This is a genomic window from Streptomyces sp. NBC_01622 (assembly GCF_045209635.1).
Classification (GTDB): domain Bacteria; phylum Actinomycetota; class Actinomycetes; order Streptomycetales; family Streptomycetaceae; genus Streptomyces.
Window position 1 is genome coordinate 3,726,957 of the sequence record NZ_CP109293.1, and the last position, 21,307, is coordinate 3,748,263.

Annotated in this window: 18 protein-coding genes; 12 read left to right on the top strand and 6 right to left on the bottom strand. The window is 72.6% G+C overall.

All coding sequences use genetic code 11. The annotated features are described in order from the left end of the window. The first annotated feature begins 21 nt into the window (after window positions 1–21). Genes OH768_RS16570 through OH768_RS16590 form a run of 5 tightly spaced genes read left to right on the top strand, consistent with a single transcriptional unit; the run spans window position 22 to window position 5,753 of the window. Window positions 22–990, top strand: a complete 969-nt coding sequence (locus OH768_RS16570) for an ABC transporter permease (protein WP_384479567.1) — start codon at window positions 22–24, stop codon at window positions 988–990. Then, complete coding sequence (locus OH768_RS16575; protein WP_406454352.1) at window positions 987–1,883, top strand: ABC transporter permease; 897 nt, start codon at window positions 987–989, stop codon at window positions 1,881–1,883. Before OH768_RS16570 ends, OH768_RS16575 begins: the two co-directional genes overlap by 4 nt. Then, a complete protein-coding gene (locus OH768_RS16580; protein WP_406454354.1) occupies window positions 1,883–2,893 on the top strand; it encodes an ABC transporter ATP-binding protein in 1,011 nt (336 codons plus the stop codon). Before OH768_RS16575 ends, OH768_RS16580 begins: the two co-directional genes overlap by 1 nt. Further along, window positions 2,890–3,903: an ABC transporter ATP-binding protein gene (locus tag OH768_RS16585; RefSeq protein WP_406454356.1), complete on the top strand. Its 1,014-nt coding sequence runs from the start codon at window positions 2,890–2,892 to the stop codon at window positions 3,901–3,903. The genes OH768_RS16580 and OH768_RS16585 overlap by 4 nt, the downstream gene beginning before the upstream one ends. Then, the gene (locus OH768_RS16590; protein ID WP_406454358.1) at window positions 3,900–5,753 is read left to right on the top strand and encodes a prolyl oligopeptidase family serine peptidase; all 1,854 of its coding nucleotides are present in this window, start codon (window positions 3,900–3,902) and stop codon (window positions 5,751–5,753) included. The genes OH768_RS16585 and OH768_RS16590 overlap by 4 nt, the downstream gene beginning before the upstream one ends. Here the strand turns inward: OH768_RS16590 and OH768_RS16595 are convergent. Beyond that, window positions 5,738–6,640, bottom strand: coding sequence for an alpha/beta fold hydrolase (locus OH768_RS16595; protein WP_406454360.1), 903 nt, complete (start codon window positions 6,638–6,640; stop codon window positions 5,738–5,740). The genes OH768_RS16590 and OH768_RS16595 overlap by 16 nt on opposite strands. Before the next feature lie 116 nt (window positions 6,641–6,756). Between OH768_RS16595 and OH768_RS16600 the strand changes: the two genes are divergently transcribed. The 5 genes from OH768_RS16600 to OH768_RS16620 all read left to right on the top strand — a co-directional run bounded on the left by OH768_RS16600 (window position 6,757) and on the right by OH768_RS16620 (window position 14,037). After that, entirely contained in the window at window positions 6,757–7,656 is a 900-nt protein-coding gene (locus tag OH768_RS16600; protein ID WP_406454362.1) for a LysR family transcriptional regulator, read from the top strand. 79 nt (window positions 7,657–7,735) lie between these two features. Next, a complete protein-coding gene (locus OH768_RS16605) occupies window positions 7,736–8,791 on the top strand; it encodes a tartrate dehydrogenase (RefSeq protein ID WP_406465300.1) in 1,056 nt (351 codons plus the stop codon). 91 nt (window positions 8,792–8,882) lie between these two features. Next, a complete protein-coding gene (locus tag OH768_RS16610; protein ID WP_406454364.1) occupies window positions 8,883–9,692 on the top strand; it encodes a hypothetical protein in 810 nt (269 codons plus the stop codon). Next, window positions 9,689–11,854, top strand: coding sequence for a bifunctional serine/threonine-protein kinase/ABC transporter substrate-binding protein (locus OH768_RS16615; protein WP_406454366.1), 2,166 nt, complete (start codon window positions 9,689–9,691; stop codon window positions 11,852–11,854). Before OH768_RS16610 ends, OH768_RS16615 begins: the two co-directional genes overlap by 4 nt. Before the next feature lie 35 nt (window positions 11,855–11,889). Beyond that, window positions 11,890–14,037: a bifunctional serine/threonine-protein kinase/ABC transporter substrate-binding protein gene (locus OH768_RS16620; RefSeq protein ID WP_406465301.1), complete on the top strand. Its 2,148-nt coding sequence runs from the start codon at window positions 11,890–11,892 to the stop codon at window positions 14,035–14,037. A gap of 7 nt (window positions 14,038–14,044) precedes the next feature. Here OH768_RS16620 and OH768_RS16625 read toward each other — a convergent pair whose 3' ends face one another. Then, window positions 14,045–14,704 carry a response regulator gene (locus tag OH768_RS16625; protein WP_406454368.1) on the bottom strand — a complete coding sequence of 220 codons (660 nt, stop codon included), beginning with the start codon at window positions 14,702–14,704 and terminating at the stop codon, window positions 14,045–14,047. Then, window positions 14,677–15,939, bottom strand: a complete 1,263-nt coding sequence (locus OH768_RS16630) for a sensor histidine kinase (RefSeq protein ID WP_406465303.1) — start codon at window positions 15,937–15,939, stop codon at window positions 14,677–14,679. The genes OH768_RS16625 and OH768_RS16630 overlap by 28 nt, the downstream gene beginning before the upstream one ends. A 235-nt stretch (window positions 15,940–16,174) precedes the next feature. Between OH768_RS16630 and OH768_RS16635 the strand changes: the two genes are divergently transcribed. Both OH768_RS16635 and OH768_RS16640 read left to right on the top strand, forming a co-directional pair. Further along, entirely contained in the window at window positions 16,175–16,912 is a 738-nt protein-coding gene (locus OH768_RS16635) for an ABC transporter ATP-binding protein (protein WP_406454370.1), read from the top strand. Beyond that, complete coding sequence (locus OH768_RS16640) at window positions 16,906–19,362, top strand: FtsX-like permease family protein (RefSeq protein WP_406454372.1); 2,457 nt, start codon at window positions 16,906–16,908, stop codon at window positions 19,360–19,362. The genes OH768_RS16635 and OH768_RS16640 overlap by 7 nt, the downstream gene beginning before the upstream one ends. A gap of 146 nt (window positions 19,363–19,508) precedes the next feature. Here the strand turns inward: OH768_RS16640 and OH768_RS16645 are convergent, their stop codons facing one another. From OH768_RS16645 to fabG, 3 genes are all read right to left on the bottom strand, one after another. Further along, window positions 19,509–19,694, bottom strand: a complete 186-nt coding sequence (locus OH768_RS16645; RefSeq protein ID WP_406454374.1) for a hypothetical protein — start codon at window positions 19,692–19,694, stop codon at window positions 19,509–19,511. 430 nt (window positions 19,695–20,124) lie between these two features. Further along, on the bottom strand, window positions 20,125–20,424 hold the full coding sequence (locus OH768_RS16650; protein WP_406465305.1) for a hypothetical protein: 300 nt from the start codon (window positions 20,422–20,424) through the stop codon (window positions 20,125–20,127). Between the two features lie 113 nt (window positions 20,425–20,537). Next, window positions 20,538–21,242 (bottom strand): 3-oxoacyl-ACP reductase FabG, encoded by a 705-nt coding sequence (gene fabG, locus OH768_RS16655; RefSeq protein ID WP_406454376.1) that lies wholly within the window; start codon window positions 21,240–21,242, stop codon window positions 20,538–20,540. Between the last annotated feature and the right edge of the window lie 65 nt (window positions 21,243–21,307).

Consider the following 21,307-nt stretch of genomic DNA (forward strand, 5'->3'; position numbering starts at 1 on the left):
CCCGCCCCGCAGGGGCCTGCCATGACCCGATACGCCCTGCGCCGTCTGCTGGCCTCCGTGCCCGTGGTGTGCGTCGCCTCGTTCATCCTCTTCTGGGCGGTGCGGGCGACCTTCGACCCGCTGGCGAAACTGCGCCAGTCGGTCGACCCCACGGCACTGCACCGCGAGACGGTCCGCCTCGGGCTCGACCGGAGCCTGCCCGAGCAGTACCTGCTGTGGGTCAAGGGCTTCGTCCAGGGCGACTGGGGCATCAGCACCCGCACCGGCGGCGCCGTGCTGCCGATGGTCGGCGACGCCCTCGGCACCACGCTCCAGCTGATCCTGTGGGGTGTCGCCCTCGCCGTCGTCCTGGCGCTGGCGATCGGCCTGTACTCGGCGGCCCGCCAGTACACCGTCGGCGACCACGTGCTGACGGGCCTGTCCTATCTCGGTGTCGCCATGCCGGCGTTCTGGTTCGGCCTGGTCCTCATCCAGGTGCTCGCCGTCTGGCCCAAGCAGCAGTTCGGCCTGCCGGACCCGCCGCTGTACTTCGTGGGACTGCACTCCGTCGGCCACAGCGGACTCGACCTCGACTACCTGCGCCATCTGGTGCTGCCCGTGATCACGCTCACCGTCGGACTCGTCGCGTCCTGGTCCCGGTTCGGCCGCGCCACCCTCCTGGAGGCGCTGTCCAGCGACTACGTCCGCACCGCCCGCGCCAAGGGCGTCCCCCGCCACCGCATCCTGCTGCGGCACGCCCTGCGCAACGCGCTCGCGCCCTTCGTCACCGTCGTCGCCATGGACGCCGCCGCCCTGGTCGGCGGGCTCGTGGTGACCGAGCAGATCTTCTCGATCCCCGGCATGGGCAAGCTGTTCCTCGCCTCGCTGGAGACCGGGGACGTCTTCGTCCTGCTGCCCTGGATGCTCGTCGTGGCCGTCGCCGTCATCCTCTTCAACCTGCTGGCCGACCTCTCCTACGCCCTCCTCGATCCCCGGGTGGCCCTGCGATGACCCAGCCCACCGCGCTCCTGGCACCCCCGCCGCCCGTCACCTCCGGCGACCCGCACACCGCCCGTGTCGTCCTGTCCCGCTTCCTGCGCCACCGCCTCGCGGTCGCCTCGCTGATCGTGCTGCTCCTGCTGGCGGTCTGCTGCTTCGGCGCCACCTGGATCGCGCCCTACCCGCACAACACCCAGAACCTCCTGGCCGCCTCCCAACCGCCGTCCGGCGCCCACTGGTTGGGCACCGACTCCCTCGGCCGCGACTATCTCAGCGAGATGTTCTACGCCGGGCAGCTCTCCCTGGCGATCGGGCTGGGCGTCGCCCTGCTGGCCACCCTGGTGGGGACGGCGGCGGGCGCGGTGGCCGGGTATCTCGGCGGCTGGCCCGACGAGGTGATCATGCGGGTGGCCGACCTGTTCCTGATCGTGCCCCCGGTCGCCGTCCTGGCGGTGTCCCTGCAGGGCCTCGGCCCCTCGCCGCTGACCATCGTCGTGGTGCTCAGCAGCCTGGGCTGGACCCTGATCGCCCGGGTCGTCCGAGCCCGGGTGATCCAGCTGCGCCACCAGGAGTTCGTGGAGGCTGCCCGGGTCATCGGCGCCTCCGGCCCGCGGATCGTCGTACGGCATCTGCTGCCCAATCTGACGGGCCTGATCGTGGTCAACGTGTCCCTGTCGGTGGCCACGGCGATCATCCTCGAATCCACCGTCAGCTTCCTCGGCTACGGCGTCCAGCCGCCCCGGTCGAGCTGGGGCAACATGCTCACCCAGGCCGCCGGGCTGATCGGCACCTCGCAGGCCTATCTCCTGTACGTCCCCGGCCTGGCGATCCTCGTCACCGTGCTCGCCGTGAACTTCCTCGGCGACGGACTGCGCGACGCGCTCGATCCCCAAGGCAGGCAGTGATGAAGACCGCCACCGAAGCCATCGACGCGGCGGCCCCGCTGCTGTCGGTCCGCGACCTGAGCGTCACCTACCGCACCAACGCCGGTCCGGTGGCCGCCCTCGACCGGCTCTCCTTCGATCTGCACGCCGGGGAGACACTGTCCATCGTCGGCGAGTCCGGCTCCGGGAAGAGCGCCGCGTCCCTGGCGTTGATGGGGCTGCTGCCGCACAACGCCACGGCCTCGGGCTCGGTGCGGTTCCGCGGCCGGGAGCTGCTGACCCTGTCCGACCGGGAGCTGCGCGCCGTACGCGGCCGGCGCATCGCCATGGTCTTCCAGGACGCGCTGGCCGCGCTGAACCCGATGATGACGGTGGGCGCCCAGCTTGCCGAGGCGGTCAGCGTGCACGACCCGTCCGTCTCCCGCGCCGCCCTGCGGGAACGGGCCGTCGAACTGCTCGACCTGGTCGGCATGCCCGATCCCCGGACCCGGGCCGGCCAGTACCCGCACGAGCTGTCGGGCGGTATGCGCCAGCGCGTGATGATCGCCACCGGTATCGCCAACGAACCGGACGTCCTCATCGCCGACGAGCCGACCACCGCCCTCGACGTGACCGTCCAGGCCCAGGTCCTCGACGTCCTGGCGCGCGTCCAGGAGCGTACGAAGTCCGCGATCCTGCTGATCACCCACGACCTGGGCGTGGTGGCCGGCCTCGCCGACCGCGTCCTGGTCCTGTACTGCGGGCGGAAGATGGAGGAGGCCCCGGTCGAGCCCCTCTTCTACGAGCCGGCCCACCCCTATACGCGCGGTCTGCTCGCCGCGCTGCCGAGGATCGACCGCAGCACCCGGCGGCTCGCCCAGATCGCCGGCCAGCTGCCCTCGCCCAATGAACGGCCCCCGGGCTGTCCCTTCCAGAACCGCTGCCCGCACGCCGACGAACGGTGCGCCGAGAGCCCCCGGCCGGTCCCGGTCGGCGAGGGCCACACCGCGGCCTGTGTGCGGGTGCACGAGATCGCGAGCGTGACGCCATGACCGCACCGGCACTGACCGTCGAGGGGCTGGTGGCCGAGTTCACCACCGGCCGGCGCGGACGGCGCGCCCGGACCGTGCGGGCCGTCTCCGGGGTCGACCTCGTCATCCCGCGCGGCACCACCCTGGGCCTGGTCGGCGAGACCGGCTGCGGCAAGAGCACGCTGGGCCGCTGCCTGGTCCGGCTGACCGACCCGGCGGCCGGCCGGATCATGCTGTTCGACACGGACGTGACGGCGGCAGGGCGGCGGGAGCTGGCGGCCGTACGCCGTCGCATCCAGTTCGTGTTCCAGGACCCGTACGCCTCCCTCAACCCGAAGCTCACCGTGCACGCGGCGCTCGCCGAGCCGCTGCGGATCCACGGTCTGCACCGGGGCCGGGAGAACGAACGGGTGCGGGAACTGCTGGAGCTGGTCGGCCTGGACCCCGGGCACGCCCACCGGCATCCGCACCAGTTCTCCGGCGGCCAGCGGCAGCGGATCGGCATCGCCCGCGCGCTCGCCGTCGAACCGGAGGTGCTGGTCCTCGACGAACCGGTCAGCGCCCTGGACGTCAGCGTGCAGGCCGGGGTGATCAACCTGCTGGAGGACCTTCAGCAGGAGCTGGGCCTCACCTATCTGTTCGTCGCGCACGACCTGTCGGTGGTCCGGCAGATCAGCGACCAAGTCGCGGTCATGTACCTCGGGCGGATCGTCGAACAGGGGCCCGTGGACGCGCTGTTCACCCGGCCGCGCCATCCCTACACCCAGGCCCTGCTGTCCGCCGTGCCCATACCCGATCCGCGGCTCCAGCGGGCGCGCCGGCGGATCGTCCTGGACGGCGATCTGCCCAGCCCGCTGGCCCCGCCGTCCGGCTGCCGGTTCCGCACCCGCTGCTGGAAGGCGCGGGACGTGTGCGCCGAGACCGCGCCCGCCCTCGTGGAGCAGGGCGACGGCCTGCTGACCGCCTGTCACTTTCCCGACGAGCCGCCCCCGGCAACCCCGGAACGACCCGAGGAGGTCACCACACCATGACCAGCAACTGGCAGCGGTTCTTCACCGCCGACCGGCCCCACGCCGTCCGGCGCGGGCGCGGACCGGGCGACCGGTCACTGATCGTCGTGGAGAGCGAGGACGGTCCCCGGCTGTCGCTGTGGGACGCGGTGCGCGGCACGGTCCGGCCGCTGGGCGAGGTGACCTCGGGCGACCTCGTGCAGGCCGTTCTCTCCTCCGACGGCGAGCAGATCCTGGCGCTGCACGACGACAACGGCTCCGAGGTCGGCCATGTGCACGCGACCGGACTGGACGACGACAACAGCCGCGATCTCACCCCGGACCTGCCGCCCTACATCCTGCGCGGCATCGACGTGGCCGGGCGGGCGGACCGGGCCGTGATCACCTGCGCGGCGGAGGACGGCTTCAGCCTGTGGCTGCTGAGCACGGACGGTTCCGCCGGCCCCGAGCTGCTGTTCCGGTCGCCGCACGAGGCATGGAACGGTCTCGTCTCGACCGACGGCACCCGCGCCTCCGTCGACACCACCGACCACAATCCCGGCGTCCGCCGATTCGCGGTCACCGTCGTCGACACCGCCACGGGCGAGGTGCTCGACCGCCTCACCGACGGTCCCGAGGCACCTGTGCGCGGTGTGCGGTACTCCCCCGTCCCGGGCGACGACCGGATACTGGTCGCCACCGAACGCACCGGGTTCGCCCGCCCCTGCGTCTGGCATCCCACGCGCGGCACCCGGATCGACATCGACGCACCGCACCTACAGGGCGACCTGGTCCCGCTGGACTGGTCCGACGACGCCACCAGGATCCTGGCCGTGCACGTGGACGCCGGGATCCACCGGGTCATGGAGGCCGACCTGGAGGCGGGCACGCTCCGGCCGCTCGACCATCCGCCGGGCGCGTACTTCGAGCCGGACGTGGCGAACGCGCACCTCCACCTGTGGGCCTCGCACTACGGCCCCGGAAGCACCGTGCGCCTCCTGCACCAGCGCTTCGACTCCCCCCTGCGCGTGCTGCACGCCACCGGCCCGGACTCGGCACCCGTCCCCGTGCTCTTCCCGCAACTCGACCTGGACGGCGTGCCGTTCACATCGAACCCGGTCCGCTCGACGGACGGCACCTACGTCCAGCTGTGGTGGGCCCGGCCGCGCCGCGCCGAGGGACCCGGCCCCCTGGTCCTGCATCTGCACGGCGGCCCCAACATGGTGTCGGTCGACAGCTACGACCCCGCCGCCCAGGCCTGGCTGGACAACGGCGTGGCCTGCGCCTCGCTGAACTACCGGGGTTCGGTCACCTTCGGGCGGCGCTTCCGCGAGGGGTTCATGCCGGCGATCGGCGACCGGGAGCTGGAGGACATCGAGGCGGCGGTCCGCTGGCTGGTCGCCGAGGGCGTCGCCGACCCCGGCAAGGTCTTCGTCACGGGCGCCTCGTACGGCGGTTTCCTGTCGCTGCTGTCCATGGGACGACTGCCCGGACTGTTCGCCGGCGCCCTGGCGCACGTACCGATCGCGGACTGGCTGACGGGGTACGAGGACATGAACCCGGCGCTGCGCGCGGCCTGGTCGTCGTTCTTCGGCGCGAAGCCGGAGGACGGCCTGGAACACTTCGTGCGGGCGTCACCCATCACCTACGTGGCCGAGGTCGTCGCGCCGGTCTGGATCAACCAGGCCACGCACGACACCCGTACCCCGCCCAAGCAGGTGCGCCGCTACGAGGAGGCGCTGCGCGCGGTCGGCGGAGACATCGTCGTCGACTGGTACAGCGGCGGTCATGAGACGACCGGGCGGGTCAAGGCGCTGGCCGAGCAGTCCAGGATGCTCGGCCTCGTCCGGGCCGCCCTGGCCCAACAGCCTTGGAGTCAGGGCGTGTTGTGAGCCGTGAGGAAGGACCGGAGGTGGCCGAGGGTCGCCTCCGGGGCCTCCTCGGGCACGTAGTGGTCGCAGGGCAGCGCCATGCCGGTGACGTCGTCGGCGTACTCGGACCAGACGGCCGGGACGTCGTAGTGGCGGCCGACGAAGCTGTGCTCGCCCCAGAGCGCCAGCAGTGGCTGGGTGAGCCTGCGTCCGGCCGCCGCGTCCTCCTCGTCGTGCACGAGGTCGACCGAACCGGCCGCGCGGTAGTCCTCGCAGGAGGCGTGGATCGCCGCCGGGTCGGAGAAGCAGCGCACGTACTCGGCCTGGGCGTCCGGGTCGAAGGGGGTGCCGCCGTGGTGCCGGGCGCCCATCCGGGCCCGGATCCAGAACTCCGGGTCGCCGCCGATCAGGTGCTCGGGGATGCCGTTGCCCGCGGTCAGGAAGAACCAGTGGTAGTAGCCGCGCCCGAAGTCGGCGTCGGCGTGTTGGTAGGCGTGGAGAGTCGGCACGATGTCCAGGACCGCAAGGGCGGAGACCGCCCGGGGATGGTCGAGCGCCAGGCGGTGGGCGACCCGGCCGCCCCGGTCGTGCCCGACCACTGCGAAACGCTCGAAGCCCAGCTCCCGCATCACCAGCAGCTGGTCGCGGGCCATGGCCCGCTTGGCGTACGGCGTGTGCCCGGCGTCCGAGGCCGGCTTGTCGCTGTCGCCGTAGCCGCGCAGGTCGGTGAGGACCACGGTGTGGGTCTCGGCCAGGCGCGGCGCGACCAGGTGCCAGATGGCGTGGGTCTGGGGGTAGCCGTGCAGCAGCAGGACCGGCGGCCCCTGCCCGGCCGTACGCACGTTGATACGGATGCCGTCCGCGTCGACGGTGTGCCGGGCGAACGAGGCGGGCAGCAGACTCTTCATGGTCCGATCCCAGCAGGGCTCGGACGGCCCGTCCAAGACCCGTGGCCGACAATGCATATAGGCGCGGCCTATCGGCGGCTTTGCCAAGTGCCTGCGAGGGAAGGCGGCACGGGACCATGGACGTCCGGCAGCTGGAGTACTTCCTCGCGGTGGTCGACCACGGCGGCTTCAACCGGGCGGCGACCGCGCTCTACCTCTCCCAGCCCTCGCTCTCCCAGGCGATCCGGACCCTGGAGCGGGACCTGGGCAGCGACCTGTTCCACCGGATCGGCCGCCGGGTCGTCCTCACCGAGGCGGGTACGGCACTCGTCGAACCGGCCCGGGCCGCCGTCCGTGGCCTGCAACTGGCGCGGGCCAGCGTGGAGTCGGTGCACGGGCTGCGCACCGGCCGGGTGGAGATCGCGGCCATGCCGTCCCAGGCCGTCGCCCCGCTCACCGGGATGATCAGCCGCTTCCACCGGGCCCATCCGGAGGTGTCGGTGACCGTACGGGCCGCGTTCACCCCCAGGGACGTGACCGAGATGGTGCGCACGGGCGTGACCGAGCTGGGACTGCTGGCCTCCCCCGCCGCGCCCCCGGACACGGAGGTCCGCACCCATCCCCTCCCCGAGCAGCGGTTCGTGCTGCTCACGCCCCCGGACGGCCCCTTCGCCCCGGCCACGACCGTGGTGGACCGGAAGGAGCTCGCCGGCCACCGGCTGATCGTCGGGCAGCAGGGCACCGGGATGCGCCGGTACGTCGACGACCTGATCGCCGAGGGGGTGAAGGTGACCCTCGCCGTGGAGACCGAGCACCGGGTGGCGATCCTGCCGCTGGTCCTGGCGGGCGCGGGCCTCGCCGTAGTCACCGACGCCTGGCGGGAGTTGGCCGGGCAGGCGGGCGTCCGGGTGCTCGACCTGGAGCCGGGCACGAGCCTGCGGGTGACGCTGGTCGCCCGGCACGGCGCGACGACCCCGGCGGCGGAGGCGTTCCTGCGCACGGCACTGGCGGAGGACGCCGTAGAACCGCCTTCATAAGCGCCGCCTATAAGGCACATGGGCAGGCGGTCTTGGACGCGCCGGACGAACCGTTGCTGCAATCGCTCCCATGCCTCCCCTGAAGAAGCACCGCATCGCTCTGATCCCCGGCGACGGCATCGGCACCGAGGTCGTGCCCGCGGCCCGCCGGGTGCTGGACACCGTCGCCGCCCGCCATGGCATCGCGCTCACGTACGACACCTTCGACTGGTCCTGCGAGCGCTTTCTCGCGGAGGGCTCGATGATGCCGCCCGACGGCCCGGACCTGATCCGCGGGCACGACGCGATCCTGCTCGGCGCGGTCGGCTACCCCGGGGTCCCGGACCATGTCTCGCTGTGGGGCCTGCTGATCCCCATCAGGCGCGGCTTCCAGCAGTATGTGAACCTGCGCCCGATCCGCGTCTTCGACGGCGTGCCCAGCCCGCTGCGCGAGGCCCGGCCGGGCGAGGTGGACTTCGTCGTCGTACGGGAGAACGTCGAGGGCGAGTACGGCGAGATCGGCGGGCGGCTGTACCGGGGTCTGCCGGAGGAGACGGCCGTGCAGGAGGCGGTGTTCACGCGCAAGGGCGTGACCCGGATCGTGGACTACGCCTTCGAGCTGGCCGCCGGCCGGTCCGGTCGGCTGACCTCGGCGACGAAGTCCAACGGGATCGTGCACACGATGCCCTTCTGGGACGAGCTCGTCGCCGAGCGCGCCGCCCTGCACCCGGGGGTGACGTGGGACCAGGAGCACATCGACGCGCTGGCCGCGAAGTTCGTGCTGGACCCCGGCCGCTTCGACGTCGTCGTCGCCTCCAACCTGTTCGGTGACATCCTCAGCGATCTGGCGGCGGCGATCGCCGGCAGCATCGGCATCGCCCCCGCGGCCAACCTCAACCCCGAACGGGACTTCCCCTCCATGTTCGAGCCCGTGCACGGCTCGGCCCCCGACATCGCCGGGCGCGGCACGGCCAACCCGCTCGGCGCGATCTGGTCCGCCGCGATGATGCTGGACCACCTCGGCCACCCCGAGGCGGCCGGAACCGTCACCGACGCGATCGCCGTCCTCCTGTCCACGACCCGGCTGCGCACCCCGGACCTCGGGGGCACGGCGACGACGGCCGAGTTCACGGCGGGGCTGATCGACCTGTTGTGAGAGGGACGGACTCCGCCGGGTTCGTAGTGCGCCGCTGGCATAGTCGCTACGCTCCCTGCGGGGGCAACTCGCTTGTGGATGGGGGAAGTTGATGGTGTACCGGAGACCGGTGCGGTTATGGTGCGGTGCCCTGGCCGCCGGGCTGTTACTGGCCGGCTGTTCGGGAGGCGCGACCCCAGGAGCGGCCGGTTCCAAGGGCGCGACCACGAGCAGCGGCGCGCGCTCCAGTCCCACCCCGACCCCCGGCGCCACCGGCCTGGACTTCACCGCCGATCCCGCACGCACGCCGAAGACCTCCGCGGCGGCCGAACGCCTCGCCCGCGCCGTCGCCGCGGTGCCCGTCAGCTGGGGGCCCGGCTTCGTGAAGCGCACCCTGTACGAGAGCGCCCCCGGTGCCTGGCCCGTGCTCGACGCGAACTGCGTATGGGAGCGCAGGGCGCTGCCGGCGACGGTGCTCGCCACGCTCACCCGCTACAGCGAACTGCCCGCCGAGGGCGGCAAGGGCCCGATCCGCGTCGCCGCCGTCGTCACCGTGCACCGCACCGTGAACGACGCCGACTGGGAGATGGCCGAGACCCTCGAAGAAGCCCTGCGCTGCCCCGGCCAGCAGCTCCGCCAGGGCGAGCGGATCACCGAACTCGCCTCCCAGGCCTCGGACTTCGGCGTCCTGGGCAACCTGGCCGCCGATGACATGCTCACCGAGAGCGGCAAGCACTACAGCGACGAACTCGGCGGCCCGTACTTCTACTACTGGATACAGAGCCGACTGGGCACGGTCACTGTCGCCGCCGTCGGCAAGGGCTCCAAGGGCAGGTCCGAGGACGAGGTCAGCGCCGCCGTGGTGCAAGGGACGGGCTCCATGATCAGCCGCGCCAAGAGCGAACTGGAGGCCGCGGAATGAGCGGGCCGCTGCTCCCCTCCGACCCCGCCTCGATCGGCGGACACCGGCTGCTGGCCCGGCTCGGCTCGGGCGGCATGGGCGTGGTCTACCTCGGCCGTACGGAGGCCGGAACGCTGGCCGCCGTCAAGGTGATTCAGGCCGAGTACGCGGACGAGCCGGAGTTCCGCGCCCGGTTCCGCCGTGAGGTCGAGGCGGCCCGCCGGGTGAGCAGTCCCTGGGCGGTGCCGGTCACCGGCGCCGACCCGGACGCGGCGGCACCCTGGCTGGCCACCGCCTTCGTGCCGGGCCCCTCGCTCGGGGAGGCGGTCGTACGTCATGGTCCGCTGCCCGCGCGGAGCGTGCGGGTGCTGGGCCGGATGCTCGCCTCGGCGCTGCGCGAGGTGCACGCCGTCGGTCTCGTGCACCGGGACGTCAAGCCCGCCAACGTGCTGCTCGCCGTGGACGGTCCGCGTCTGATCGACTTCGGGATCGCGCGTGCGGCCGACGACACGGCGATCACCTCGACCGACCTGGTCGTCGGCACGCCCGGTTTCCTCTCCCCCGAGCAGGCCGAGGCGCGCGGGGCCGAGGTGGGCCCGGCGAGCGACATCTTCTCGCTGGGCTGTCTGCTGGCGTACGCGGCGAGCGGCCGACCGCCGTTCGGCAGCGGCGCGGTGGACGCCCTGCTCTACCGCACCGTCCACGACGAACCCGACCTGGCCGGCATCGGGGCCGAGGAGGAGGAGTCGGGCACCGATCTGCTGACGCTGCTGCACCTGTGCCTGGCGAAGGACCCGGCGGACCGTCCGACGGCCGAGCAGATCCGCACGGTGCTGCTGGCCGAGGACGCCGTCCCCGAGGGCGGACCGGTCGACTGGCTGCCCGACGACGTCGTACGGGGAATCGCCGACCGCTCGGCCGAGATGCTGGCGCTGCCCGACATCGAGCCGACCGTCGCCGACCCGCCGGACGACCCGGAACCCGCGTCGCCCGGCCGGCGGCGGCTGCTCCTGGCCTCCGGCGCGGCACTGCTTTTGGCGGCGGGCGGCACCGCGGCCTGGGCCGCCCTGCGCGACGACGACACCCCGGGCACCTCGGAACCACCCACTCCGCACTGGGCGATAGGCGTGCAGGCGGATCTCAGCGGGCCGCAGCGGGCGGCGGGCCAGGCGCAGGAGCGGGGCGCGCGGCTGGCGGTCGAACAGTTCAACTCCCGTAAGAGCAAGCCTTTTACGCTCACTCTGAAGACCGCGGACGACGGCGGCAGCGAGGTACGCGCACCGGCCGCGGCCCAGAAGCTGATCCAGGACGCGAACGTGCTGGCCGTGGTCGGCCCGTCGAACAACGAGACGGCCCTCAAGGTCCTCCCCGCGTACGACGGGGCGTTGCTGCCGCTGCTGTCCGTCTCGTCCGGAGCACTGCTGCTGACCTCGGGGACCCACCGGTCCTACCTCCAGTGCCGCGCCTCCGACGCGCTCATCTCCCTCCAGATCGCCAGCCGTGTCGCCCAGCAGAAGGGGATACGGCTGCCCGGACTGCTGGAGGACCGCACCGCGCAGACCTACGGCTGGGAGTCCTCCCAGGGCGCGACCCTGATGCTGCGCGCCTATGGCATCCCGCCCTACCCCCGGGTGATCCCGGCGAACACCGAGAACGTCCAGCCTGTGGTCACCGACATGCTGCATGCCGGGATCGACTCGTTCGTCTACGCCGGGTACGCGCCAGGTGCGGCCCGGGTGGCCCGCGCGCTGTCGACGGCCGGCTTCGACGGGCCGCGGCTCGCGCCACAGGCCGTGCTCGACCCGGAGTTCCTGGAGTCGGCCGGGGACGCGGCCGAGGGCTGGCTGGTGGCGGCCTCCTTCGTCGATGCCACCGCCGTGCCCGCGGCGGCGGCGTTCACCGCCGCCTTCCGCAAGCGCTACGGCTCCGCGCCCGGCTACTACGCGGCCGAGGCGTACGACACCGTCAACCTCGTCATCCAGGAACTGGTCAAGGCGACGAAGGGCGAACAGCCGCCGAAACGGCGGGAGTTGGTGACCCTGCTGCGCAAGAGCCGCTACAAGGGCATCACCAAGGACTTCGCGTTCAAGGCGGACGGCACGTTCAACGGCTACGGCGTGTTCCTGCACCAGGTCGAGGGCGGCCGGTTCCGCTTCCTCGGCGCGGCCTCCGCCAAGGCGTAGCGGTGGGCGGGGCAGAGCCGGCGGCGAGCGCGGGAGTGCGCGCGCTCAGGGCCGGCGACCCGCCCTTCATCGGCGGCTACCGGCTGCTCGGCCGGCTCGGCTCGGGCGGCATGGGCGTGGTCTATCTGGCCCGCTCGACGGGCGGGGCGCTGGCCGCGCTGAAGGTGATCCGCGCCGAGTACGCGGCCGACCACGGCTTCCGGGCCCGGTTCCGGCGCGAGGCCGAGGCGGCGGAAGGGCTCACCGGGCGGTGGCTGGTGCCGGTCGTCGCGGCGGACCCGGGGGCCGGTGAGCCCTGGCTGGCGACCGCCTTCGTGCCGGGCCCGTCGCTGGCCGAGGCCGTCACCCTGCACGGGCCGCTGCCGGTCCGTACGGTACGTGCCCTGGGCGCCCGGCTGGCCGAGGCGCTCACCGAGGTGCACGCGGCGGGCCTGGTGCACCGGGACGTCAAGCCGGGCAATGTGCTGCTCGCCCTGGACGGGCCCCGGCTGATCGACTTCGGCATCGCGCGGGCCGGCGGTGCCACCGCGCTCACCGCGAGCGATGTGGTGATCGGTTCGCCCGGTTACCTCTCGCCCGAGCAGGCGCGGGCCGGGGCCGGTGACGTCGGCCCGCCGAGCGACGTCTTCTCGCTGGGCTGCGTCCTGGCGTACGCGGCGACCGGCCGCCGCCCGTTCGGCACCGGCACTCCGGCCGCCGTCGTCTTCCGCACGGTCCACGAGGAACCGGACCTGGAGGCCGTACCGCAGGCCCTGGTCCCGCTGCTGGCCGACTGCCTCGCCAAGGACCCGGCGGCCAGGCCCACCGCACGGGAGGTGTGCGAGGCGCTGGCAGGTGAGAGTGGGCAGGACGGCGACTGGCTGCCGCCCGCGCTGCCCCGGCTGATCGCGGAACGCTCGGCCGCCGTCCTGGCCCTGCCCGACCCCGAACCCGCCCCTGCCACGCTCCTGCTGCCGCCGGATCGGCCCGCCCTCTCCCGCCGCCGCCTGCTGACGCTGGGCTCGGCGGCCGGGGTGGTCGTGACCGGCGGCGGACTGGCCGCCTGGGCCGCCGGCCGGACCGGGAACAGCGGCGGCGGCACGGCGGGCGGACCACTGCCCCGGTACGCCGTCGGGCTGCACGCCGACCTGTCGGGCACCGGCAGGTCGGTGGGCCGGGCGCAGGAGCGGGGCGCGCGGCTGGCCGTGGCGGAGTTCAACTCCCGTGCCGACCGCGCCTTCGACCTGACGCTGACGGTGCGGGACGACGGCGGGCAGGCGCAGCGGGCGGAGACGGTGGCCGGGACATTCGTCGCGGACCGCACCGTGTACGCGGTCATCGGCCCGACCGGCGACGCCAGTTCGACCAAGGCCGTCGTCGCCCGCTACGAACAGGCCCTGCTGCCCCTGGTGACCGTCTCGTCCGGCATGGGCGCGTTCACCGCCCTGCTCGACCGGGTGTTCTTCCAGCTCAGGCCCGAAGAGGGCAATCTGTCGACGGCCTTGATCTACTACCTCACCGACAACGCGAAGAGTCGCCGGACGGCCGTGATCGACGACAGGGCGGCCGGCCGCTTCAGCTGGGAGATCGTCAAGGACCTCACCGACTGGCCGCCGTCCGAGGGCACGACCACCAGCCATGAAGTCCCGGCGGCCAGTGCGGACTTCGGCCCCGCGGCCACCGCCGTACTCGCCGCCGAGGCGCAGGCCGTGGTGTACGCCGGGGACTCGCCGCACCGGGGCGCCCTGTGCGCCCGAGCGCTGGAACAGGCGGGTTTCAAGGGCACGCGCATGGCGACGGAACCCGTCCTGCAGAGCGGGTTCCTCACGGAGGCGGGCGCGGCGGCCGAGGGCTGGGTGTTCGGGACGAGCTATGTGGACCCGGCCCGACTGCCCGCCGCCGCGCGCTTCGTGACGTCGTACCGGAAACGCTTCGGGGTGCGCGCCGTCGAGCCCTTCGCCGTGGAGGCCTACGACGCCCTGCTCTTCGTCGCGCAGGGGCTGCGCGCGCTGGGTGCGGCCGGGGTCGAGCGGGGTGCCATGGTGCAGCGGCTCCGCGCGTCCACGTACAAGGGGCTGGCCAAGACCGTCCGGTTCGATGCGGCGACCGGCCAGTTCCACTCGGCCGACGGCCTCTTCCTGCACCGCGTGGAGAACGGCGGCCCACGCTTCCTCGGCCGCTACGACAAGGTCGGACGGACCTGACCCGGCGTCACGCCCGCAGATAGGCGAGGACCGCCAGGACCCTGCGGTGGGTCTCGGTCGCGGGGGGCAGGTCCAGCTTGGTGAGGATGCCGCTGATGTGTTTGCCGACGGCCGCCTCGGACACCACCAGTTCGCGGGCGACGGCGCCGTTCGACTTGCCCTCCGCGATCAGGGCCAGCACCTCCCGCTCGCGCGGGGTGAGCCGCTCCAGCGGATCGCGGCGGCGGCGCAGCAGTTGGCGTACGACCTCGGAGTCGACGACCGTGCCTCCGTCGGCGACCTCGCCCAGGGCGTCCATGAACTCCTCGACCTGGCCGACCCGGTCCTTCAGCAGATAGCCGACGCCCGTTCCGTCCCCGGAGTCGAGCAGTTCGGAGGCGTACATCCGCTGCACGTACTGGCTGAGCACCAGCACGGGCAGGGTGGGCCGCTTCTCGCGCAGCCGCACCGCCGCGTGCAGCCCCTCGTCCTGGAAACCCGGGGGCATGCGGACGTCGGTCACGACGATGTCGGGGGCGTGCTCCTCGACCGCGGCGACCAGTGCCGCGGCGTCGCCGACGGCCGCCACCACCTCGTGACCGCAGCGGGTGAACAGACCGATGAGTCCTTCCCGCAGCAGCACACTGTCCTCGGCCAGAACTACGCGGAGCGGTCTGTCAGTTCGCAAGGAAACTCCACACACAACAGGGTCGGTCCGCCCGGTGGACTGGACAGGCGAAGTCTGCCATCCAGCACCGACACCCGGTCCGCGAGTCCGGTCAGTCCGCTGCCGGCCCCGGCGACCGCGCCGCCCCGGCCGTCGTCGGACACCGTCAGGAACAGAAGTCCGTCGCGGTGTCCCCCGGTCACCTCCGCGGACTTGGCACCGCTGTGCCTGGCGATGTTGGCGAGGGCCTCGCACACGACGAAGTAGGCGGCGGCCTCGACCGCCTGGGGCAGCCGCCCGGACAGCTCCAGTTCGACGTCCACGGGCACCGCGGAGCGGTCCGCCGCGTCGGCGACCGCCGCCTGGAGGCCGTAGTCCGCCAGGACCTTGGGATGGATGCCGTGGATGAGTTCGCGGAGTTCCGCGAGCGCCTTGCCCGCCTCCTCGTGGGCCTTGGCGAGCTGGTCGGCCAGTGGCCCGGGCGGGGCGTCGAGTCGGGCCAGGCCGAGGGTCATCGACAGTGCCACCAGGCGTTGTTGCGCGCCGTCGTGCAGATCGCGCTCGATGCGCCGCCGCTCCGCCTCGAAGGCGTCGACCAGCCGGAAGCGCGAGCGCGTCAGTTCCACGACCTTCGCCCCGAGATCGCTCTCGCGCGGCGCGATCAGCAGCCGCGTCAGTTCCGCCCGGGCACCGGCCGCGACCCCCAACAAGTAGCCGCCCAGGGCCAGGAGGAGGAGTCCGAGTACGGCGACCCCGAAGGCCGTCGGCCAGTCGGTGACCGTCCAGACCTTGAGGACCTTGGTCTCCCGGCCGTCGCCGGCCGTCGCCATCACGAGCGGGGTCGCGATCATCGACGACGGGACGAGCAGCCCGACCGTGAGCGCGAAGGCGTCGACCGGCCACAACACCCCGGCGAACAGCAGCGCGTAGCCGAGTTCCCGCCAGGTCGTCTGCTCCCTCAGCCGCGTCGTCAGCCAGGGCCACAGCCCCTTGGCGGCCGGCACCCGGTGCTGGTCGGCGGCCGGGTCGCGGTCGATCAGGCGCAGCCGGTGCCGCTCCTCCCACGCCACCGGGATTCCGGCGAGGGCCACCAGGACCAGCAGGGGGATCCCCACGAGCACGAGGGCGAGGACACCGCCGACCAACCCCGTGCCCGCGATCCCCACGAGAGCGACAACTCCGGTCAGCACACCGGTGAGCAGGTAGGCGACCGACCGCCACGGCCAGGGCGAGAGCAGGAAGCCAGGCCCGGCCATGGCCTGCCACACGTTCCGAGGGTGCATACCGCAACCGTAGAAGCCGTGGCCCGGCCGGTGCCATGGGTCCAGGGGGCGGTCCGGGGGTAGGCCTGGCCCTACCCCAAGTCTCGCCTCTGCCGCACTGCGGCCCGGTGCCTCCACACGGTTTCGTGGCTCGCGGAACACCTGGTCGTGTCCGCAAGGTCCCGTCGTCCGCCCGAAGGCCGAACCGCCAATCGAACAGTGGGGAAAGATGAACAAGGACGCCATCCAGTTGCGCTCCGTCTGCAGGCGGTACGGGGCGGGTGACAGCGCGGTGACGGCGCTCGACCAGGTCTCGCTCTCCTTCCCGGAAGGCACGTTCACCGCCGTCATGGGTCCCTCCGGTTCCGGCAAGTCGACCCTGCTGCAGTGCGCCGCCGGGCTGGACCGCCCCACCTCGGGAGCGGTCGTCGTGGACGGGACCGACCTGACGAAACTGAACGAGACCAGGCTGACCCTGCTGCGGCGCGAGCGCATCGGGTTCGTCTTCCAGTCCTTCAACCTGCTGCCGTCCCTGACCGCCGAGCAGAACGTGGCGCTGCCCCTGCGGCTCGCCGGCCGCCGCCCGGCAAAGGCCCGGGTGCGCGAAGTACTGGAACAGGTCGGCCTCGGCGACCGGGCGCGACACCGCCCGACGGAACTGTCCGGCGGCCAGCAGCAGCGCGTCGCGCTCGCCCGTGCCCTGATCACCCGCCCCGAGGTGCTCTTCGGCGACGAGCCGACCGGTGCCCTCGACTCGGGGACCGGTCGCGAGGTACTGAAGCTGCTGCGCGGCATGGTCGACGCCGACGGCCAGACCGTCGTCATGGTCACGCACGATCCGATCGCCGCCTCGTACGCCGACCGCGTCGTCTTCCTCGTCGACGGACGGGTCAACGGCGAGATGGTCGGGGCGAGCGCGGACGGCATCGCCACCCGGATCACCAAGCTGGAGGCCTCGCCGTGCTGAGTGTCGCCCTGCGCACCCTGCGCAGCCGCTGGATCACCTTCGTCGGCAGCTTCGTCGCGCTCTCGCTCGGGGTCGCGCTGATCGCCGTCATGGGTCTGGCCCTCGCCTCGTCGCTGCACGCGTCCGACCGGCAGCCGGAGCGGTTCGCCGCGGCGCCCGTCGTGGTGAAGGGGGCGGACACCCTGCGCGTGTCCACCCCGACCGGCGACCGGGTGCAGAAGCTGGCCGAGCCGCGCGCCGTACCCGCCGCCGTGGTCGCGAAGCTGAAGAAGCTCGGCACCGTCGTCGAGGACCGGTCGTTCGCCGTACGGGCGCGGGGCGGGCCAGGCGATCTGGTGGGGCACCCCTGGTCGACGGCCGCGTTCGCGCCGTACGGGATCGACGCCGGACGCGCGCCCGCCGCCGCCGACGAGGTCGTCGTCAGCGGCGGCTGGGCGAAGCCGGGCGAGCTCGTGCGGACCGATCGCGGCACCGTGCGCGTGGTCGGCACCGTCGCCGGGCGCGGTTTCGAGGACGCCGTGTTCTACACCGACGTATGCGCGGCCCAACTGTCGCCGAAGAGCACCCAGTTGGCCGTGGCCGCCGACCCGGCCGCCGCGCGTGCGGCGGTGCGCGGCAGCGCCGGTGTCCAGGTCCTGACCGGTGACGCGCGGCGCTACGCCGACGCCGCCCCGGACCGGGACAGCGAGGCGCTCACCGCGATGAACGCCATGTTCGGCACCGCGGGCGGTGTCACCACCTTCGTGTCGGTGTTCGTGGTGGCGTCCACCTTCGCCTTCTCGGTCGCCCAGCGGCGCCGGGAGTTCGGGCTGTTGCGCACGGCGGGGGCGACCCCGGGGCAGATCCGCCGGATGGTCTTCGTCGAGGCTCTCGCGGTCGGCGTGCTGGCCTCCGCCGCCGGCTGTGTGCTCGGCGCCCACGGAGCGCCCCGGCTCGCGACCTGGGTCGTCGACGGCGGACTCGCCCCGGACTGGTTCACCATCGGGGCCGCCACCTGGCCGTACTACGCGGCCTTCGCGACCGGTCTGCTGGTCGCGCTGTGCGGCACGGTGGCCGCGTCCTGGCGGGCGGGCCGCACCGGTCCGACCCAGGCGCTGCGTGAGGCGTCCGTGGACAGCGGGCCGATGACCCGGGGCCGCCGGCTGTTCGGCGCGGGGCTGCTGCTGATCGCCGCCGTGACCCTGGGCCTGGCCCTGTTCGGCGACCCGGGCGACCTGCTGCACCGCAAGACCTATGTGAGCCGGCCGATGCTGCTGATCACCGCGGTGGCGCTGCTCGCACCCGTCGTGGTGCGGCCGTTGACCCGGCTGATCGCCTGGCTGCCGGCCCGGTTGCCGGGGGCCGGCGGCATGCTGGTACGGGAGAACGCCGCCGCCGGGGTGCGGCGCACTGCCGCGATCGCCGCGCCCGTCCTGGTCGTGGTCGCCCTCGCGGGCTCGCTGCTCGGGGCCACCGCGACCCTGAACGAGGCGAAGGCCACGGAGACCCGCGGGCAGACGGCCGCCGCCTTCGTCGTCGCTCCGGCGAGCGGCGCCGGCTTCGACGCGGCGACGCTGCGGGCGCTGCGCGCGGTGCCCGGCGCCGAGGTGTCGGCGACCTCGTCGAGCGCCGTCTACGTCCTGGAAGACGGTGTGGCGCTCGTCAAGGACGAGGCCCGCGCCGCCGATCCCGGTCCGCTGGCCGCCACCACGCACCTGCCGGTCGCCTCCGGACGGATCGGCGATCTCGACGACGGCTCGATCGTCGTCAACGAGGAATGGCAGCACCACACAGTGGGCGAGCAGGTGCGGGTGTGGCTCGGCGACGGCACCCGGAAGACACTGCGGATCGCCGCGGTGATGACCACCGGCACCGGCGACAACGGCGTCTACGTCACCCCGCGCAACGCCGTGGGCGCGAGCGTCGACCGGGTCGACGTCGCCCTCACGAAGGGCGCCGACGCGGATGCCGTGGCCGCCGGGCTGCGGGCCGCGGTGCGCACCTCGGGCGGGCAGGTCCTCACCAAGGGCCAATGGGTGCGGGCGAGTTACCCCGAGACGAACCGGACGACCCGGATGGGCTTCCTGCTGGTGCTCGGCATCGCCCTCCTCTACACCGGCATCTCCCTGGCCAACACCATGGTCATGGCGACCTCCGACCGGGTCCGCGACCTGGCCGTGCTGCGGCTTGCCGGGGCCACCCGGTGGCAGGTGCTGCGGCTGGTGGGCGCCGAGGCGCTGATGGTGGTGGCGGTCGGCGGTGTGCTGGGGCTCCTGGTCGCGGTCCTCAACCTGGCGGGCATGTGGAGCGCCCTGGGCCTGCTGTCGGTGTGGACCACGATCGAGCTCCCCTGGACGGCCATCGGCGTGGCCGTGGGCGCGTGCGCGGTGCTCGCCGTGGTGTCGTCCGTCGTCCCCGCGTCGATCGCGCTGCGCCGCCGGGCGGTGGAACTGGCGGGCATCCGGGAGTGACTCAAGAGAGTGTTCCCTTCCGGTTTCGGGCGTGCGTGCGGCTGCCGGGCTCCGGCACCGGGGGCATATCCGAGCCCAAGTCCCTCTGCCCACAAGGAAGTTGGAGCGGGCCGACGGGGATCCCCGGGGCCGCTCTGTCCGTCGGGTCAGCCGTGCACAGGCTCGTTGAGCAGCCAGGTGCAGTGGTCGTTGACCAGCTGGGTCAGGTCACACGTCTTGGAGGTCTCGACGACGTCGGCGTTGTCCTTGCCGGGGCGGGACTCCAGCCGGGCGGTGATGACGGCGGCGGACAGGGCGGCACCGAGCCCCATACCGGTCGGTGTTCTACGCATGAGGTTCCTTTCCGTCGCGGATCCGATTTCCTCAGCAGTGGACATTGACCCCCTGGCCGCCAACTGCCTTGCTGCCACTGGGAGGTGTGACCCCGTCCTTGATGTTGCAGGTGTCGATCTCGGACCCGGCACATCCGTAGGCACCGGCAGGAGCGGCCGAGGCCGACGGGGCGGCCACGAGACCGCCTGCCGCCGCGGCGGCAGGCGCAACGAGATGGACCTGACGGTTTTACGCCACGCCGGATTCCAACGGATTCCACCCGGAACGACCCCGCCCCGACGGGCACAGGAAATACGCGGGGCGGGAGATCGGGCGGGGGCCGGTAGGCTTCCCTCCTGCCGGCCGACCCCCGCCCGGGACATGCACTCTCGGCGGCTCGGGGCTTCGCGGGAAAGCCGGAGCACTTCCGAAAGTGGTCGGTGATGCCGGTCAGGCCAGTCCGGCGGGGCCCTCATGACGGCCGCTGACGCGGTCGTACAGCCTCTGTCGCGCCCTGCCGCCGACCCGGCGGATGCCGGCGCGCGTGTGGTTGAGCGCCCGGGAGACCTCGGCGACCAGCTGCATGGACTCGGCCATCTGATCGAAGAGACCAGCGGTGGACGGAACCCATGTTCCTTCCGGTGCGTGCCGCTCCCCCACCGACGCGCACTTCGTCAGCAACTCGCTCATCAGACGGTGGAACTCGGCCACGTCCTCATCGGTGAAGTCGTTGATGGTCAACCGATACATATTCCGCGCAGTCGGCCCGCGCATACGCAAAACTCCTTGGCGGTGGGTGAGGAGAGAACAGTCGACGGAGAGCACTTGGCGCATACCCGACCCGCCCGTTGGGGAATTCGGCGCTAATGCCCCATCCCGGCTCCCCCGTCGACCGGCAGGACGGCACCGGTGATGTAGCCGGCGTCGTCGGAGGCGAGGAACGCGACGGCCGCGGCGACCTCTTCGGGCCTGGCGAGGCGGCCCAGGGGAATCTGGCCGGTCAAGTGCGTGCGTTGCTCTTCGGTGAGGTTCTCGCTCATCGCCGTCTCGGTGAGACCGGGTGCGACCACATTGAAGGTGATCCCGCGCACGCCGAGTTCCCTGGCCATCGAGCGGGCGAATCCGATCAACCCCGCTTTGGAGGCAGCGTAGTTGGCCTGTCCGCTCTCGCCCCGCAGGGCGACGGCGGAGGAGATGAACACGACGCGGCCCTTCTTGGCGCGGAGCATTCCCCTGCCGGCTCGTTTGACGACGCGGAAGGCGCCGGTCAGGTTGGTGTCGACGACCGCGGTGAAATCCTCTTCGGACATGCGCAGCAGCAACTGGTCCTTGATGATTCCGGCGTTGGATATCAGGACCTCGACCGGACCGTGCTCCGCCTCGACCTGCTTGAAGGCGACGTCGACCTGGTCGGTGTCGGTGATGTCGCACCGCACCGCGAGCAGACCCTCGGGCGGCTCGCCCGTCCGGTACGTCACGGCGACACGGTCACCGGCGGCTGCCATACGGCGTGCGACAGCCAGGCCGATACCGCGACCGCCACCGGTGATCAGGACTGAACGGGACACAGAATGCCTTTCCGGTCTGAGAGGTGCGGCCGGTAAGCGACGGCAATCTGGCCAGTACTCGACTG

What these genes read in the sequence shown, in the direction of transcription:
- OH768_RS16585 (WP_406454356.1), top strand. Translation starts at nt 2,890, where the DNA reads ATGACCGCACCGGCACTGACCGTCGAGGGGCTGGTGGCCGAGTTCACC.
- OH768_RS16645 (WP_406454374.1), bottom strand. Translation starts at nt 19,694, where the DNA reads ATGCGTAGAACACCGACCGGTATGGGGCTCGGTGCCGCCCTGTCCGCC.
- OH768_RS16595 (WP_406454360.1), bottom strand. Translation starts at nt 6,640, where the DNA reads ATGAAGAGTCTGCTGCCCGCCTCGTTCGCCCGGCACACCGTCGACGCG.
- OH768_RS16590 (WP_406454358.1), top strand. Translation starts at nt 3,900, where the DNA reads ATGACCAGCAACTGGCAGCGGTTCTTCACCGCCGACCGGCCCCACGCC.
- OH768_RS16635 (WP_406454370.1), top strand. Translation starts at nt 16,175, where the DNA reads ATGAACAAGGACGCCATCCAGTTGCGCTCCGTCTGCAGGCGGTACGGG.
- OH768_RS16600 (WP_406454362.1), top strand. Translation starts at nt 6,757, where the DNA reads ATGGACGTCCGGCAGCTGGAGTACTTCCTCGCGGTGGTCGACCACGGC.
- OH768_RS16575 (WP_406454352.1), top strand. Translation starts at nt 987, where the DNA reads ATGACCCAGCCCACCGCGCTCCTGGCACCCCCGCCGCCCGTCACCTCC.
- OH768_RS16570 (WP_384479567.1), top strand. Translation starts at nt 22, where the DNA reads ATGACCCGATACGCCCTGCGCCGTCTGCTGGCCTCCGTGCCCGTGGTG.
- OH768_RS16630 (WP_406465303.1), bottom strand. Translation starts at nt 15,939, where the DNA reads ATGGCCGGGCCTGGCTTCCTGCTCTCGCCCTGGCCGTGGCGGTCGGTC.
- OH768_RS16580 (WP_406454354.1), top strand. Translation starts at nt 1,883, where the DNA reads ATGAAGACCGCCACCGAAGCCATCGACGCGGCGGCCCCGCTGCTGTCG.
- OH768_RS16650 (WP_406465305.1), bottom strand. Translation starts at nt 20,424, where the DNA reads ATGTATCGGTTGACCATCAACGACTTCACCGATGAGGACGTGGCCGAG.
- OH768_RS16615 (WP_406454366.1), top strand. Translation starts at nt 9,689, where the DNA reads ATGAGCGGGCCGCTGCTCCCCTCCGACCCCGCCTCGATCGGCGGACAC.
- OH768_RS16610 (WP_406454364.1), top strand. Translation starts at nt 8,883, where the DNA reads ATGGTGTACCGGAGACCGGTGCGGTTATGGTGCGGTGCCCTGGCCGCC.